Below are 15,543 nucleotides of genomic sequence, written 5' to 3'. Positions count from 1 at the left end.
GGCGTTCGACATTCGGGGTGTTCCGCCGACGGTATTGGCTCTTCAGCTGCGGCGAAACCCACCGAACGGTGACTCCTGCCACGCCGCCGGCGCTCATCAACCCGTAACCGCCGGACCGCGAACCGTAACCCCCGGTTTACCGCGCGGACCCGAATCGATAAAGCCGAGTCCTACCGTCTGGCTGCCCCGGTGCCCGTTCCCCACCGACCACGGAGGCAGGCCATGACCGAAATCCTGTCCGATTCCGACAGTGAGACCGCTGACACCACCACTCCGCCCCAACGCCGGTACGCCGCCCTCGCGGCCAACGAGAACCGCGAAGACTATTCGCTGCGCTTCGCCGCCCAATCGTTTCGCAAATGGTCACCCTTCGTGGTCGCGACGACGGCATTGGGCGGCATCGCCTACCTCGCCGACTTCGCGATCGGCGCGAGCATCGTGCTCTCGTACGGCTTCACGTCCGGCATGCTGGCGATCCTCGCCGCGGCCGTCGTGATCTTCGTGACCGGCGTGCCCATCGCGCGTGCGTGCGCGACGTACGGAGTGGACATGGACCTCCTGACCCGAGGCGCCGGCTTCGGCTACTTCGGGTCGACGCTGACGTCGCTCGTGTACGCGAGCTTCACCGTCATCTTCTTCTCGCTCGAAGGCTCGATCATGGGCCAGGCGTTCCAGCTCGCGCTCGGCATCCCGCTGCCGATCGGCTATCTGCTGGCCACGCTGATCGTGCTGCCCTTCGCGCTCTACGGCATGGGCGCGGTGGCGAAGATGCAGACCTGGACGCAGCCGTTGTGGATCGCGGGGCTGGTGCTGCCGTTCATCGTCGTGCTGGTGCGCGAGCCGGGCCGGTTCGCCGACTTCGCCGCGTTCGGCGGCACGGAGGGCGCCGGCTCCGGGTTCTCGGCCATCGGGTTCGGCTTCGGCATGGGGGTCGCGCTGTCGCTGATCGGCCAGATCGGCGAGCAGGCCGACTACCTCCGGTTCATGCCGGAGAAAACGGCGTCGAACAAGCGCTCCTGGTGGGCCGCGGTGCTGGCCGCCGGGCCGGGCTGGGTGGTGCTCGGCGCGGCGAAGCAGATCGGCGGCGCGCTGCTGGCGTTCCTGGCACTGGGCGCCGTCGGCAAGACCGCCGCGCTGGAGCCGATCGCGCCGTACCTGGACGCGGTGAAGCCCGCGCTGGGACCGGTGGCGCTGACCTTCGCCGCGCTGTTCGTGGTCGTTTCGCAGATCAAGATCAACACCACCAACGCGTACTCCGGCTCGCTGTCGTTCGCCAACTTCTTCTCCCGCGTGCTGCACAAGCACCCGGGCCGCGCCTGGTACGTGCTGGTCAACTGCGGGATCGCGCTGGCGCTGATGGAGTTCGGCGCGTTCGCCTTCCTCAACAAGATCCTGGGCTTCTACTCGAACGTCGCCATCGCGTGGATCGGCGCGGTCTGCGCGGACCTGGTGATCGCGAAGCCGCTGGGCCTTTCGCCGCGGTACATCGAGTTCAAGCGCGCGTACCTGCACAAGGTCAACCCGGTCGGCTTCGGCTCGATGCTGATCGCGTCGGTGGTTTCGATCGTGGCCTACTTCGGCGCGTTCGGGCCGGTGCTCGCCGCCTTCAGCCCGCTGCTGGCGGTGGTGATCGCGGTGGTGCTGGTGCCGACGCTCGCCATCGCGACCCGCGGCAAGTACTACCTGGTGCGCCCCAACACGGTCAGCGGACCGGGCGTCGAGGCGGACCTGCGGGCCACGCACGTCTGCTCGGTCTGCGGCGACCCGTACGAGCTGCCGGACATCGCGGACTGCGCCAAACAGGGCGGCGCGATCTGCTCACTGTGCTGCACGCTCGACAGCACCTGTCACGACATGTGCCGGGAAGCCGGGCCGGTCGCGCTGCCGGAGCCGACGTTCCGCACCGGCTGACACGCCCCCATCGCGGGAGGGGTCCCGGCGGAGCGCCCTGCCTTCGGACGGACCGAGCCGGAGGGGTGAGCCGGGCGCCACGCAGTGCGTACTGGTGGTTCGCGCTCTTCTCGTTCCCGGCCTCACGCCCGGCTTCTGGTACCGAGAGGGCTTCATTCGGCCCGCGTGATCGCCGACAGCATCACGCCGCGAAGCTCCCGCCCGATGTCCTCCACCGGCAACGGCGGGTCGTGCGCCTGCCATTCGCGCAGCAGGCCCGTCGCGGCGCCGACGAGCGCGATCGCCGTGAGGCGGTAGTTCCGGTCGGGCGCGGCGCCCGCTTCGGCGGCGCGCCGCGCCTCCTCCTCGATGAAGGTGGCCCAGCGGTCGACCCAGACCTGGTGCTGCAGTTCCAGCTCCGGGCTGACGCCGACGGTCTCGACGTAGTTCAGGCGCGGCATCCGGGGGTCGAGGGTGACCGTGCTGACGAAGACGTCCAGCAGCCGCGCGATCCGGGTCATCGCGTCGGCGTCCCGGACCTCTTCCAGCGCGGCGGCGACGTGCCGCAGCGCGAGCGAGTTGATCTGGTCGTGCAGGGTGCGGAGGACCTCCTCCTTGCTGCCGAACTCCTCGTAGAAGTTCCGCGTCGAGACGCCCGCCCGGGTGCACAGCTGAGTGATCTTCGCCTGGCGGAAGCCCACCGAGGTGAAGAGCTCCAGCGCCGCCGTCAGCAGGCGCTCGCGGCGCTCGGCCCGTCTCTGCTCCGGCGGGACACCACCGTAGGTGCGGGCCACCCGGCCCCTCCCTTCCCTGCCTTGCGAAAAAGCCGATTACCGAAATCAACGCCGGGCCAACGGTTCCACCGGGTCCCGGCGTCGCCGCGCTCGTCGATTTGCCTCTTCGCGCGGGCAGACATTAGCGAGAGCGGGAACACGGCGTGCGCCCAGGCCCCTTCCCACACCGGACGGCTTTGCTGGCCCATGCCGAAATCCTTGGCGCGTCAGGGAAACTCCGCCTGACGAACCGAAGGGGGAAGTATTAGCAGCCCAAGCCTTTCAAGGCAACAACGGCGTCCGCGGCCAGCGAAGTCGTGATCGTCGCCCCGGCCGCCAGCGGCACCCTCGACCACCATTCGCCGGACGCGGCGGGCCGCGGCTCGCCGCCGACCTCGAGCTCGGTGGCGAGCACCCGGCGGCCCGCCAGCACCGCGAGGCTGGCGTCGAGCCCGGGGTCTCCGATGGACTGGGTCTGGCGCAGCACCGGAAGGTCACCGCGAGTCACCGCGACGGTCGTGGTGAGCCGGCCCGGACGCTCCCCCGCGCGGCCCAGCACCAGCACCTCGCGGGTGCGGAAATAGGAGTTTTCCGCCAGCGCCGCGCGCAGCACCGCGGTGTGGTTCGCCCGCGCGGTGACGACGGTCGGCTCCGGCCGGTACTCCAGCGAGCCGCCGTCCGCCACCTCGATGTCCACAGTGGACGTACTGGGCTCACCGTGGAGCCCGGGCAGCGCGAGCGTCGCCGCGACGCCGGAGAGGTGCAAGGTCGCGCCGGGCCCGACCCGGATGTCCAGCAGCAGCTCGTCCCCGCCCAGCGGCGCGGTGGCGGAGCTGACGAGGTGCACGACGGCGTCACGGCCGTTGTGGCGGCGGGGAAACAACGTCAGCGGCGCCATCGAACGCAGCTCGCGCAAGATCGTTCGCCCGCCTTCGAAACACGCGACGACGCGTGCGTGCGCCTTCACACCCGCGGTGCCGCAGGGAGGAGCGAGCGGACCCAGTCCGCGACCGCGGGCGCGTCGGGAGTGTCCACAAGAGACTGTGTGATCACCGGAAGCTCACCCCGCATCCGGTGCGCGTCCGACGTCATCACGTCCATGTCGGCGCCGACCAGGTGCGCGATGTCGATCTTGTTGATCACCAGCAGGTCCGCGGTGGTCACCCCGGGTCCGCCCTTGCGCGGCACCTTGTCGCCGCCCGCGACGTCGACCACGAACACCTGGCTGTCGGCCAGGCCCCGGCTGAACACCGCGGTCAGGTTGTCGCCACCGCTTTCGATGATCACCAGTTCCAGCCCGGGGAACCGCTCCTCGAGGCTTTCCACCGCGTCGAGGTTCGCGGTGATGTCGTCGCGGATCGCGGTGTGCGGGCAGGCGCCGGTCTGCACGGCCTCGATGCGCGCCGGGTCGAGCACACCGGCCTTGCGCAGGAAGTCGGCGTCCTCGGTGGTGTAGATGTCGTTGGTGACCACGGCGAGGTTCACCTCGTCGCCGAGCGCGCGGCAGAGCGCGGCCGTCAGCGCGGTCTTGCCGCTGCCGACCGGGCCGCCGATGCCGATCCGGTACGCGCGCCCGGCCGTCGGCGCGGCGTCGTAGTGGTCGGGTTCCGCGGCGGCCGGGTCGAAGTTGACCGGGTGCACGTGCCCGTGGCCATGGCCTGTGTGCTCAACTGGCAAAGAGACGCACCTCTTCCTCGTGGTGCCGGGCGTGGGCCTCGGCGAACAGGTCCAGCGCGGGTGCTCCCGGCGCCGGCAGGTCCGCCGGGTCGAGCCCCGCGACGCCGGCGGCGTGCTCGGACACCCGCCGCACCTCGTCGCCGAGCCGCGCGACCACGGCGTTGACCCCGAAGGGATCCAGGCCCAGCAGCCGGACGGCGGCACTGGCCGGACCGCTGACCGCCAGGTACGCCACCGCCATCGCGGCGTCGAACGGCGAGCCACCCGACACCCCGACCAGCGCGCCGAGGACGATCGGGTGGTGCGGGCGCGGGGTCTCGGCCAGCAAACCCGTGAGCACCGGCGAAGGCCACGCGACCCGGCCCGCGCGGGCAGTGCCGCGGCCCTGCGCCCGTGACGCCTGACGCTGCGCAGGTGAAGGCGTGCGCGCGTCCAGCTCGACGTCCAGCCGTCGCCAGTGTCCACCTTGGACACCACGAGCGGCGGCATGGGTTGAAGCAGCAGCGAAAACGGCGGCGAGCGAGCCCGCCGTACGCAACCGTCCGAAGAGGAACCCCGGCAGGTCCCGTTCGGACACCACGAGCTTGCGGCTCACGGCCTCCTCCAGGCCTCCCGAGTGGACGTGCCCGCCGCCGGGGAAGCGCGAGTCGGCCAGGATCAGCGTGGACAGGTCCATCAGAACAGGCTCCATCAAAACAAGAAGTAGCGTTGGGCCATCGGCAGTTCCGTCACCGGCTGCGGCTCGATCAGCTCGCCGTCCACGTGCACGGCGAAGCTGTCCGGCTCCACGCGCACGTCCGGCGTCGCGTCGTTGAGCACCATGTCCGCCTTGGTCCGCGCGCGGGTGTTCGCCACGGCGACCAGCGGGCGTCGGATGCCGAACCGCTCGGCCAGGCCCGAGCCCAGCGCCTCGGGCGCCACGAAGTGCAGGCTCGAAGCGGCCGCGACGGGCGGGACGGCGCCGAACATCGGCCGCGCCAGCACCGGCTGCGGCGTGGGGATCGACGCGTTCGCGTCACCCATCGCCGCCCACGCGGGGAAGCCGCCCTTGAGCACGACGTGCGGCCGGACGCCGAAGAACTTCGGCTCCCACAGCACCAGGTCGGCGAGCTTGCCGACCTCCACCGAGCCGATCCGCTCCTCCATCCCGTGCGCGATGGCCGGGTTGATCGTGTACTTCGCGACGTAACGGCGGGCACGCAGGTTGTCGGCCGCGCCGTCGCCGGGCAGCGCGCCACGGCGGCGTTTCATCACGTGCGCGGTCTGCCAGGTGCGGATGACCACCTCGCCGATCCGGCCCATCGCCTGCGCGTCCGAGCTCATCATCGAGATCGCGCCCAGGTCGTGCAGCACGTCCTCGGCAGCGATCGTGGTCGGCCGGATGCGGCTTTCGGCGAACGCGAGGTCCTCGGGCACCGACGGGTTCAGGTGGTGGCACACCATCAGCATGTCGAGGTGCTCGTCGAGGGTGTTCGCGGTGTGCGGGCGCGTCGGATTGGTCGAGGACGGCAGGATGTTGGGCAGCCCGACCACCTCGATGATGTCCGGCGCGTGCCCGCCGCCGGCCCCCTCGGTGTGGTAGGCGTTGATCGACCGGCCGCGAATGGCGTCCACAGTGGACTCCAGGAAGCCGGCCTCGTTGAGCGTGTCGGTGTGGATCGCCACCTGGACGCCGGACTCGTCGGCCACGCTCAGGCAGGCGTCGATCGCCGCCGGGGTGGAGCCCCAGTCCTCGTGCAGCTTGAACCCGCCCGCGCCGGCGGCCAGCTGCTCGCGCAGCGCCTCGTGCCGGACGGTGTTCCCCTTGCCCAGCAACAACACGTTCACCGGGTAACCGTCCATGGCGGACAGCATCCGGCCGAGGTTCCACGCGCCGGGCGTGACGGTGGTGGCCTTGGTGCCCTCGTTCGGGCCGGTGCCGCCGCCGACCAGTGTGGTCAGCCCGGCGGCCAGCGCGGTGTCCACCAGCTGCGGGCAGATGAAGTGCACGTGGCAGTCGATGCCGCCCGCGGTGAGGATCTTCCCGTTGCCGGACAGCACCTCCGTCGACGGGCCGATCACCAGCGCCGGGTCGACGCCGTCCATGGTGTCCGGGTTGCCCGCCTTGCCGATGCCGACGATCCGGCCGTCGCGCACCCCGACGTCGGCCTTCACCACCCCCCAGTGGTCGAGGATCACGGCGCCGGTGACGACCAGGTCCGGCGCGCCCTCGGCCCGGGTGGCCATGCCCTGGCCCATCGACTCGCGGATCACCTTGCCGCCGCCGAAGAGCACCTCGTCGCCCGAGCCGCCCGGGCCCATCGACCGGTCTTCGGTCACCTCGATCAACAGGTCGGTGTCGGCGAGCCGGATGCGGTCGCCGGTGGTCGGCCCGAACAACTCGGCGTAACGGGCGCGGTCGATCTGCGGCATCGGCTAGCACTCCCCAGCGTGTTCGGAGCGTAATCCCGGCACCCGCCGACGGCCCCGGAGCGGAACGAGGTCCACTTCGCGTTCGATGCCCGGTTCGAAGCGCACGGACGTGCCGGCGGGCACGTCGAGCCGGTGCCCCCGCGCGGCGTCGCGGTCGAACTCCAGGCCGGGGTTCACCGCCGCGAAGTGGTAGTGCGAACCGACCTGCACGGGCCGGTCGCCGAGGTTGCGCACGATCAGCCGGACCCGCTCGCGTCCCGGGTTCAGCTCCACCGGCTCGTCGCCGGGGATGATCTCTCCTGGTCGCACTCGCCCGCCTCCTAGACGATCGGGTCGTGCACGGTGACGAGCTTCGTGCCGTCCGGGAAAGTGGCCTCCACCTGGACGGAGTCGACCATCTCCGCCACCCCGCCGAGCACCTGCGCGCGAGCGAGCACCGTACGTCCGCTCGCCACCAGCTCGCTCACCGTGCGGCCGTCGCGGGCGCCTTCGAGCACGTGGTCGGTGATCAGCGCGACGGCCTCGGGGTAGTTGAGGAGCACGCCGCGGTCCAGCCGCCGGCGGGCCACATCAGCCGCGACGTGGACCAACAGCTTGTCGCGCTCCTGGGGGCTGAGGTGCATGGGCTAGGTCTATCACCGCGCGGGCGCGCGCGCCCGCTCCCGAAACACAGGATTTACCTGCGGTCCACCGGGCCGATCACAGCCCGTTGCCGGAGAACTTGTGGCAAGCGGGCTGCCTGGACTGAATCGTTCTCGTAATCGTGACCGAAACCACCACATCTTTCATTGCCCGGGGGGCTTCGGAGGAGCAAGGTTTGTCCAACCGTGCGATGAGGCGCGCCACCTCCAGCGTGTATCCCGTCCGCGCGAGTACGACCAAGCCGGGGAAATGCGCATCGAAAGGTTTTGCGAGAGTGACAACCTCCACTATCAGCAAGACGGGTTCCGACCAAGCCGACGACGGGTTCCGACCGGGCCTCGAAGGCGTGGTCGCTTTCCGCACCGAAATCGCCGAACCGGACCGGGACGGCGGGGCGCTGCGTTATCGCGGCGTCGACATCGAGGATCTCGCCGGCAAGGTGACCTTCGGTGACGTATGGGCGCTTCTGGTCGACGGCCGCTTCGGCCACAGCCTCCCGCCGGCCGAGCCGTTCCCGCTGCCGGTGCACACCGGCGACGTGCGCGTCGACGTCCAGTCCGCGCTCGCCATGCTGGCCCCGATCTGGGGCTACCGCCCGCTGCTCGACATCACCGACGAAGAAGCCCGCGAGCAGCTCGCGCGCGCTTCGGTGATGGCGCTGTCCTACGTCGCCCAGTCCGCGCGCGGGATCAGCCAGCCGGCCGTCCCGCAGGCGCGGGTCGACGAGGCCGCCTCGATCACCGAGCGGTTCATGATCCGCTGGCGCGGCGAGCCGGACCCGGCCCACGTCCGCGCGCTGGACGCCTACTGGGTTTCCGCCGCCGAGCACGGCCTCAACGCGTCCACCTTCACCGCCCGCGTGATCGCGTCGACCGGCGCGGACGTCGCGGCCGCGATGTCGGGCGCGATCGGCGCGATGTCCGGACCGCTGCACGGCGGCGCCCCGGCGCGGGTGCTGCCGATGATCGAAGAGGTCGAGCGGACCGGTGACGCGCGTGGTCTGGTCAAGGGCATCCTCGACCGCAAGGAACGGCTGATGGGCTTCGGCCACCGCGTGTACCGCGCGGAGGACCCGCGGGCCCGCGTGCTTCGCCGTACCTGCAAGGAACTCGGCGCGGAGCGTTACGAGGTGGCGGCCTCGCTGGAGCAGGCGGCGCTGGCCGAGCTGCGCGAGCGGCGCCCGGATCACCCCATCGAGACCAACGTGGAGTTCTGGGCCGCGGTGATCCTGGACTTCGCCCAGGTGCCGCCGCACATGATGCCGGCCATGTTCTCCTCGGCCCGCACCGCGGGCTGGGCCGCGCACATCCTGGAGCAGAAGCAGACCGGACGGCTCGTGCGCCCGTCGGCGAAGTACGTCGGCCCCGAGCCGCGCAAGCCCGAGGACGTCGAGGGCTGGGACAGCGTCACCAAGCACTGAATCTCTTGCCCGTGAAGGCCTCCTTCACCCCGTTCTGCGCGGCGAAGGAGGCCTTTACGGCGTCAGGGCCGCGGGCACTGTCGGGTCGTGGGCCGCGGTGGCCGAGAGCATCGCGGTGAGCTGGTCGACGAGCCAGCCGTCGAGGGACTCCCGTGGCACCGTGCGTTCCTGCAGCCAGGAAAGCAACGCGCCTTCGACGACCGCCGTCCAGCAGCGCAAGGTCAGCAGCAGCAACGGCGACGGCTCGGTGACGGCCAGCGCGTCCAGGATCAGCTCCACCGCCCGGTTGCGGACCTCGTCGATGGCCGCGTCCGTTTCGGACGTCGCGATCACGGAACCGCTGCGCAGCAAGGCGACGTAGCCCGCGCGGTAGTGGTCGGCGACGTCGACCAGCCCGCGCACGGCGGCCCGCAGCCGTTCCGGCGGCGGGCCCTCCTCCAGACCGGCGAGACCGTCGACGAGGCCGACGGTCACCGTCCGCAGCGCCTCGACTTGAAGCTCACGCAGGCTGGAGAAGTACCGGTAGAACAGCGGCCGCGACACCATGGCGCGCCCGATGATGTCGTCCACCGTCACCAGCTCCGGCGCGCGACTGCCGAACAGGTCCAGAGCCGCGGCGATCAGCTCGTCGCGCCGGGCCTGTGGCGACATCCGGCGCGGCCGGCTCACGGGGTCAGGTCCAGCTTCGCGGCCGCGCGCAGCACACCGGGCGTCAGCCGCGAAAGCACCAGCGCCGCCTTGGCTTCCGGGGTGGACGGCTGGATCGCGACGTCCTTCTCCACCGCGCGCAGGATGTCGCGCGCGACCTTCTCCGGCCCGAACCCGCGCCGCGCGTACAGCTTCGTGGACGCCTTCTGCCGACGGCTTTCCTCCGCGGCGTCGACGCCGACGAACCGCGTGGTGTTGGTGATGTTCGTCTGCACCAGCCCCGGGCAGATCGCGGTGACCCCGATGCCGTCGGCGGCCAGCTCGGCGCGCAGCCCGATGCTCAACGTGAGCACCGCGGACTTCGTGGTGGCGTACGCGGTGAGGATCTTCGACGGCAGGTACGCCGCGGCCGAGGCGAGGTTGACGATCTGGCCGCCCTCCGCGCGCTCCTTCAGCATCGGCGCGAACGCGCGGCAGCCGTGGATCACGCCCCACAGGTTGACGTCGATCACCTTCTCCCAGTCCCGCAACGACGTGTCGAGGAACGGCCCGGACATGCCGATGCCCGCGTTGTTCACCACGATGTCCGGCACGCCGAAGTCCGCGCGCACCTGCTCGGCGAACCGGGTGACGGCCTCGCCGTCCGAGGAGTCCACTGTGTACTCACCGGTGGCGGCTCCGCGCTCCCGCAGCAGTTTCGCCGTTTCCACCGCCGCGGCCGAGTTGATGTCGGTGACCACCACGTCCGCGCCCTCGTCGGCGAACGCCAGCGCGGTGGCGCGGCCGATGCCGCTGCCCGCGCCGGTGACCACGACCAGCTTGTGCGCGAACCGGCCGCGCTTCTCGCCGACGCGCGCCCGCTTCAGCGCGCGGGATTCGTCGCCGCCCTCGGCGTATTCGATCAGCTCGGCCGCCGCGCCGGCGATCACGTCCGGCCGGCTGCGCGTGACCCAGTGCGAGCCGGTGATCCGCCGCACCCGCAGGTCCGGCGCCCAGCGTTCGACCTCGGTCTGCAGCGGCGTGGTGACGTACGCGTCGCGGGACGGGGCGAGCACCTGCACCGGGACGTCCGCGGGCCGCGGGACCGGGCGGGTCAGCCTGGTCATCATGTTGGCGCGGTAGAGCTTCAGCCCGTGGATGCCGTCGACTGTGGACGGCGGGGCCTCGGCCGGCTCGAGCCTGCCGATCATCGCCCGCATGAAACCGGTGCGCCACAACAGTTCCGGCACCACCGGGAGCTGGAAGAACAGGATGTAGCCGGAGTGCAGGAACTGGCGCGCGGCATGTCCGAGCCGCTTGGGCGAGGGCCGGCTGAGCTGCGCGCGGAACCACGCGCCGGCGTGGTCGAGGCTCGGGCCGGAGATCGAGGTGAACGACGCGATGCGGCCGCGCAGCTCGTCGCCGGTGACCGCGTGCCAGGTCTGGATCGAGCCCCAGTCGTGCGCGAGCAGGTGCACCTTGCCGGTCGGCTGCACCGCGTCGACCACGGCGGCGAGGTCCGAGGCCAGCTGGTCGAGCCGGTACGCACTGCGGCTGCGCGGTTTGTCGGACTCCCCCGCGCCGCGCACGTCGTAGACCACCACGCGGTGACGGCGGCCCAGCTCGGCGGCCACCCCGTCCCACATCGAGCCGTTGTCCGGGTAGCCGTGCACGAGCACGACCGTGGGCCCGTCCGCGGCACCGGTCACGCGGACCGAGAGGCGGACACCGTCACTGGCGGTCACCTGCTTGTGAGACATCCTGTCATGTTAGACAACTTGTCAACAAGGTGGTTCACCTCAGTGGCGGTTCCGCTTCGCCAGACGTTCGTGAATCACCGCCTTTTCGCTGTTCATGACAGTGTTTTCGCTGGTTCCACGGGAAACCATGACGCTGCTGGCTACTTCTCCCATGGCGTCGAGCTCGCGCCGGGGGCGACCGTGCTTGACGTCGGCGCCAACATCGGCGTCTTCTCGGCCGCCGTCTACGAGCGGTTGGACGGCGATGTGCGGATCTACGCCTTCGAGCCGCTGCACTGCCGTACGGACTCGCCGACCGTGACGAGGAGTTCGACTTCAGCTATTTTCCGGCCGCGACGATCTTCTCGTCGTCCTGGCGGGGCGAGGACACGGTTGAGGCCGAGCGACGGCGAGTCACCGCCAGCATGGTCGAGGCGATCCGGCAGGGCGGCCTGGGATCGGTACTTCGCCGCGTGCCCGCTCCGGTCCTGCGCGGTCTGATGAGCCGCAAGCTGCGGGTGCTGCGGCACCTCGAAACGCACCGGGTCCTGGTCCGGCCCCTGTCCGCGGTATTCGACGAGCAGGACATCGGTCGCGTCGATCTGCTCAAGATCGATGTCGAGGGTGCCGAGCTCGACGTACTGCGGGGTGTCGAGGAGCGGCACTGGCCGCTGATCCAGCAGGTCGTCGTCGAGGTCGAAGGCTGGCGGCAGAACCGCGACGCAGTTCGCGAGATCCTTCTCGGGCGCGGCTTCGCCGTCGACGTGGAGCAGAATCCGGTACAGCTGGCCGCGGACATCGGCATGGTGTTCGCGGCCCGTTGACACCGCTGTCCACCGTTCGGTGGACAGGCGGATTCCACTGGCCGGACGTCCCGCGGACCCGGTCCGTGGCCGCAGGATCAGTCCATGACCACAGCGGTGAGAGTGCGCGGACTGCGCAAGGAGTACCCGGGGCACCTGGCGGTCGCCGGGCTCGACCTGGACATCCACCAGGGCGAGGTGTTCGCGCTGCTCGGCCCGAACGGCGCGGGCAAGACGACCACGGTCGAGATCCTGGAGGGGCACCGGCAGCGCACGGCGGGCGAGGCCGACGTCCTGGGCGAGGACCCGGGCAAAGCCGGGCGCGCGTGGCGCTCACGGATCGGCATCGTGCTCCAGACGGCGACCGACGCCGCCAATCTGAGCGTGGTGGAAACGGTGCGGCACTTCGCGAAGTACTACCCGAATCCGCGAAACGTCGAGGAGGTGATCGAGAAGGTCGGCCTCACCGAGAAAGCGGGGGCGCGGGTGAAGTCGCTTTCCGGCGGGCAGCGACGGCGGGTGGACGTCGCGCTCGGCATCATCGGCCGTCCCGAACTGCTGTTCCTGGACGAGCCGACCACCGGCTTCGATCCCGAGGCGCGGCGCCAGTTCTGGGGGCTGATCGACGACCTCGCCCGGGAGGGCACCACCATCCTGCTCACCACGCACTACCTCGACGAGGTCGAGGCGCTCGCCGACCGGCTGGTCGTGATCGCGCGGGGATCGATTGTCGCGCAGGGGACCCCGGAAACGCTCGGGGGCCGCGGCCACGCCGAGGCCACCGTGCGGTGGACCGACGAACGCGGGGAGCACGTGGAGCGCACGGCGTTCCCGACCAAGGTCGTCAACGAGCTGTCCGGCGGGCGGAGGGAGCTCGCCGGCCTGACCGTGACGCGGCCGAGCCTGGAGGACATCTACCTGGAGCTGATCGGAGAGAAGCTGTGACCGCCACCCTCGCCCTGTCGGGCACGTTCACCCTCGGGTTCGCCCGGGGCGGCGCCGAGCTGCGCCAGTTCTTCCGCAACCGGGAGCAGGTGGTCTTCACCTTCTCGCTGCCCGCCGTGCTGATGATCCTGCTCGGGTCCATTCTGGACGGTCCGACCGGGCAGACCGGCGTCTCCTCGGGACAGCTGCTCGCGGCCGGGATGATCGGCTCGGGCATCGTTTCGACCTCGTTCAACAGTGTCGGCATCGGCATCGCGGCCGACCGCGAGATGGGCGCGCTCAAGCGGCTGCACGGCACGCCGATGCCGCCGGCGTCGTACTTCATCGGCAAGATGATCATGGTGGCCGTCACGAGCGTGGCGCAGACGGTGCTGATGGCGGCGGTCGCGATGCTGCTGTTCGGCCTGTCGCTGCCGAGCGACCCGGCCAAGTGGCTGACGCTGGTGTGGGTGCTGCTGCTCGGCATCGTCTCGTGCACGCTGCTGGGCATCTCGATCAGCTCGCTCACCCGCACGGCGACCGGTACGGTGGCCGTGGTGCAGCTGGTGTACCTGGTGCTGCAGTTCATTTCCGGGGTGTTCGTCTCGCCCATCACCCACCTGCCGAAGATCATGGTGGACATCGCGTCGTTCTTCCCGCTCAAATGGATCTGCCAGGGCTTCCGCTCGGTGTTCCTGCCGGCGGACGCCGCGACACAGGAGATGGCGGGATCGTGGGAACTTCCGATGGTGGCGCTGGTGCTGGCGGCGTGGTGCGTGGTCGGGCTGGTGCTGGCGAGGCTGACGTTCCGGTGGACGAACGAGAAGCCGTGACCGACGCCTGGCAGCGCTCGTTCTGGTTCTGGGAGGTGCTGTTCGCGGTCGCCTACGTGGCGACCGCGCTCCTGGTGCTGTTCGACGACGTCACCACCGCTTCGAAAACGGTGGCGGAGATCGCGCTCGCCGCGCTCGCCCTCTCCTACCTGGCGGCCGGGCGGCGGCTGGTGAAGCGCGAGGACAACAGCCTCCCGGCCGTGGTCTACACCGGGGTGCTGGTCGCCACCGCCGGCACGGCGATCTTCGCGGACACCACCTCGAGCTTCGTGCTGTTCATGGTCTGCCCGCTGCTGTTCATGCTGCTGGATGTCCGCGCGGCTTCGGCGGTCACCACGCTGGTCATCTTGCTGGACCCGGTCTCCGCCGTGGTGCGCGGCGGCTGGGGCGACCCGAGCCTGTCGATCCTGCTGCCGATGACCGCGATCCTGGTCGTTTTCAGCGCGCTGGCCGGGAAGTTCACCACCGACATCATCAAGCAGAGCACCGCGCGGGCCGAGCTGATCCGGCAGCTGGAGGACAGCCAGGCCGAGGTCACCCGGCTCTCGCACGAGGCGGGCACCGCGGCCGAGCGGGAGCGGCTCGCGCGGGAGATCCACGACACGCTGGCGCAGGGGTTCACCAGCATCGTCACGTTGACCCAGGCCATCGAGTCCGAATTGGACACCGACCCGGACGCCGTGCGCCGCCACCTCGCGCTCGCGGCCCGCACCGCGCGGGAGAACCTCGCGGAGGCGCGCGCGATGGTGGCCGCGCTGGCGCCGTCCGAGCTGGCCTCGGGATCGCTGCAGGAGGCGTTGCGGCGGCAGGCATCCCGGCTGACGGACGAGACCGAGCTGATCGTCGAGTGCGATGTGGACAGTCCACTGCCGTCGCTCAAGACGGCGGCCGAAGTGGTGTTGCTGCGCGGCGCGCAGGAGGCGCTGACCAACGTCCGCAAGCACGCACGGGCCACCGCCGTGCTGATCCGGCTGTCCGCTGTGGACGCTGGCGTACGGTTGCTGGTGCGCGACGACGGCGCGGGCTTCGCCGCTGCCGAGCCCACGGACGGCTTCGGCCTGCGGGGGATGCGCTCGCGCGTCGAGCAGGTGGGCGGGCACCTGACCGTCCGCAGCGGCCGCGGCGACGGGACCGAGCTGGAACTGGAGGTGCCCGCGTGATCACGATCATGCTGGTGGACGACCATCCCGTGGTGCGCGAAGGGCTGCGCGGCATGCTCGAAGCCGAGGCTGATCTCACCGTCGTCGGCGAGGCAGGCTCGGGCGCCGAGGCGGTGGCGCTGGACCGCGTGAAGCAGCCGGACGTGGTGCTGATGGACCTGCGGATGCCGGGACTCGACGGGGTCGGCGCGATTCGCGAGATCCTCGAGGAAACCCCGGCCCGGCGGATCGTCGTGCTCACCACGTACGAGACGGATGCCGACATCCTGCGCGCGGTCGAGGCCGGCGCGGCGGGCTACCTGCTGAAGGACGCGTCACGCGCGGAGCTGGCGGGCGCGATCCGGGCCGCGGCGCGCGGCGAGACCGTGCTGGCGCCTTCGGTGGCGGGGAAACTGGTGAACCGCGTCCGGAACCCGCCGCCCGCTTCGCCGCTGTCCGCTCGCGAGGTCGAGGTGCTGCGGCTGGTCGCGAAGGGACACACGAACGCCGACATCGGCCGCGCGCTGCACATCGGCGAGGCGACCGTGAAGACGCACTTGCTGCGGGTGTTCGGGAAACTCGGCGTTTCGGACCGCACCGCGGCGGTCACCACGGCTTTGGACCGCCATCTGCTCGGCTGAGGAAGGCGGCCAGGCAGAATGGC

At 70.7% G+C, this 15,543-nt stretch carries 17 protein-coding genes; 7 read left to right on the top strand and 10 right to left on the bottom strand.

Features of this window, described 5'->3' with window-relative positions; all coding sequences use genetic code 11:
• Positions 1-222 precede the first annotated feature (222 nt).
• Positions 223-1,911: a purine-cytosine permease family protein gene (locus tag BMY97_RS14750; protein WP_091617368.1), complete on the top strand. Its 1,689-nt coding sequence runs from the start codon at positions 223-225 to the stop codon at positions 1,909-1,911.
• 152 nt (positions 1,912-2,063) lie between these two features.
• Here BMY97_RS14750 and BMY97_RS14745 read toward each other — a convergent pair whose 3' ends face one another.
• From BMY97_RS14745 to BMY97_RS14715, 7 genes are all read right to left on the bottom strand, one after another.
• Positions 2,064-2,684 carry a TetR/AcrR family transcriptional regulator gene (locus BMY97_RS14745; RefSeq protein WP_091617367.1) on the bottom strand — a complete coding sequence of 207 codons (621 nt, stop codon included), beginning with the start codon at positions 2,682-2,684 and terminating at the stop codon, positions 2,064-2,066.
• A 244-nt stretch (positions 2,685-2,928) separates the two neighbouring features.
• Positions 2,929-3,630, bottom strand: coding sequence for an urease accessory protein UreD (locus BMY97_RS14740; protein ID WP_091617366.1), 702 nt, complete (start codon positions 3,628-3,630; stop codon positions 2,929-2,931).
• Positions 3,627-4,340 (bottom strand): urease accessory protein UreG, encoded by a 714-nt coding sequence (ureG, locus tag BMY97_RS14735; RefSeq protein WP_091617365.1) that lies wholly within the window; start codon positions 4,338-4,340, stop codon positions 3,627-3,629. Before ureG ends, BMY97_RS14740 begins: the two co-directional genes overlap by 4 nt.
• Positions 4,330-5,016, bottom strand: coding sequence for an urease accessory protein UreF (locus BMY97_RS14730; RefSeq protein ID WP_091617364.1), 687 nt, complete (start codon positions 5,014-5,016; stop codon positions 4,330-4,332). Before BMY97_RS14730 ends, ureG begins: the two co-directional genes overlap by 11 nt.
• A 14-nt stretch (positions 5,017-5,030) precedes the next feature.
• The gene (locus BMY97_RS14725; RefSeq protein ID WP_091617363.1) at positions 5,031-6,752 is read right to left on the bottom strand and encodes an urease subunit alpha; all 1,722 of its coding nucleotides are present in this window, start codon (positions 6,750-6,752) and stop codon (positions 5,031-5,033) included.
• A gap of 3 nt (positions 6,753-6,755) precedes the next feature.
• The gene (locus tag BMY97_RS14720) at positions 6,756-7,061 is read right to left on the bottom strand and encodes an urease subunit beta (RefSeq protein ID WP_091617362.1); all 306 of its coding nucleotides are present in this window, start codon (positions 7,059-7,061) and stop codon (positions 6,756-6,758) included.
• 11 nt (positions 7,062-7,072) lie between these two features.
• The gene (locus BMY97_RS14715) at positions 7,073-7,375 is read right to left on the bottom strand and encodes an urease subunit gamma (RefSeq protein ID WP_091617361.1); all 303 of its coding nucleotides are present in this window, start codon (positions 7,373-7,375) and stop codon (positions 7,073-7,075) included.
• 293 nt (positions 7,376-7,668) lie between these two features.
• On the opposite strand from BMY97_RS14715, the gene BMY97_RS14710 reads away from it, so the two are divergent.
• Positions 7,669-8,814, top strand: a complete 1,146-nt coding sequence (locus BMY97_RS14710) for a citrate synthase 2 (protein WP_091617360.1) — start codon at positions 7,669-7,671, stop codon at positions 8,812-8,814.
• A 54-nt stretch (positions 8,815-8,868) separates the two neighbouring features.
• Here BMY97_RS14710 and BMY97_RS14705 read toward each other — a convergent pair whose 3' ends face one another.
• From BMY97_RS14705 to BMY97_RS48405, 3 genes are read right to left on the bottom strand one after another with little or no spacing between them, the layout of a single operon-like run.
• The gene (locus BMY97_RS14705; protein ID WP_091617359.1) at positions 8,869-9,465 is read right to left on the bottom strand and encodes a TetR/AcrR family transcriptional regulator; all 597 of its coding nucleotides are present in this window, start codon (positions 9,463-9,465) and stop codon (positions 8,869-8,871) included.
• Between the two features lie 14 nt (positions 9,466-9,479).
• A complete protein-coding gene (locus BMY97_RS14700; RefSeq protein ID WP_091617358.1) occupies positions 9,480-11,186 on the bottom strand; it encodes an SDR family oxidoreductase in 1,707 nt (568 codons plus the stop codon).
• A 54-nt stretch (positions 11,187-11,240) separates the two neighbouring features.
• The gene (locus BMY97_RS48405; protein WP_245787316.1) at positions 11,241-11,477 is read right to left on the bottom strand and encodes a hypothetical protein; all 237 of its coding nucleotides are present in this window, start codon (positions 11,475-11,477) and stop codon (positions 11,241-11,243) included.
• A gap of 128 nt (positions 11,478-11,605) precedes the next feature.
• On the opposite strand from BMY97_RS48405, the gene BMY97_RS48400 reads away from it, so the two are divergent.
• The 5 genes from BMY97_RS48400 (at position 11,606) to BMY97_RS14675 (ending at position 15,520) form a co-directional block, all read left to right on the top strand.
• Positions 11,606-12,004 (top strand): FkbM family methyltransferase, encoded by a 399-nt coding sequence (locus BMY97_RS48400; RefSeq protein WP_245787315.1) that lies wholly within the window; start codon positions 11,606-11,608, stop codon positions 12,002-12,004.
• Positions 12,005-12,088: 84 nt separating this feature from the next.
• Positions 12,089-12,928, top strand: a complete 840-nt coding sequence (locus BMY97_RS14690; protein ID WP_091617357.1) for an ABC transporter ATP-binding protein — start codon at positions 12,089-12,091, stop codon at positions 12,926-12,928.
• A complete protein-coding gene (locus BMY97_RS14685) occupies positions 12,925-13,740 on the top strand; it encodes an ABC transporter permease (RefSeq protein WP_091617356.1) in 816 nt (271 codons plus the stop codon). Before BMY97_RS14690 ends, BMY97_RS14685 begins: the two co-directional genes overlap by 4 nt.
• Positions 13,737-14,900: a sensor histidine kinase gene (locus tag BMY97_RS14680; RefSeq protein WP_091617355.1), complete on the top strand. Its 1,164-nt coding sequence runs from the start codon at positions 13,737-13,739 to the stop codon at positions 14,898-14,900. The genes BMY97_RS14685 and BMY97_RS14680 overlap by 4 nt, the downstream gene beginning before the upstream one ends.
• Entirely contained in the window at positions 14,897-15,520 is a 624-nt protein-coding gene (locus BMY97_RS14675) for a response regulator (RefSeq protein WP_091617354.1), read from the top strand. The genes BMY97_RS14680 and BMY97_RS14675 overlap by 4 nt, the downstream gene beginning before the upstream one ends.
• Positions 15,521-15,543 lie beyond the last annotated feature (23 nt).

The sequence above is a fragment of the Amycolatopsis saalfeldensis genome, from assembly GCF_900110575.1.
Taxonomy (GTDB): domain Bacteria; phylum Actinomycetota; class Actinomycetes; order Mycobacteriales; family Pseudonocardiaceae; genus Amycolatopsis; species Amycolatopsis saalfeldensis.
This window is presented reverse-complemented; position numbering and strand designations above follow the sequence as displayed.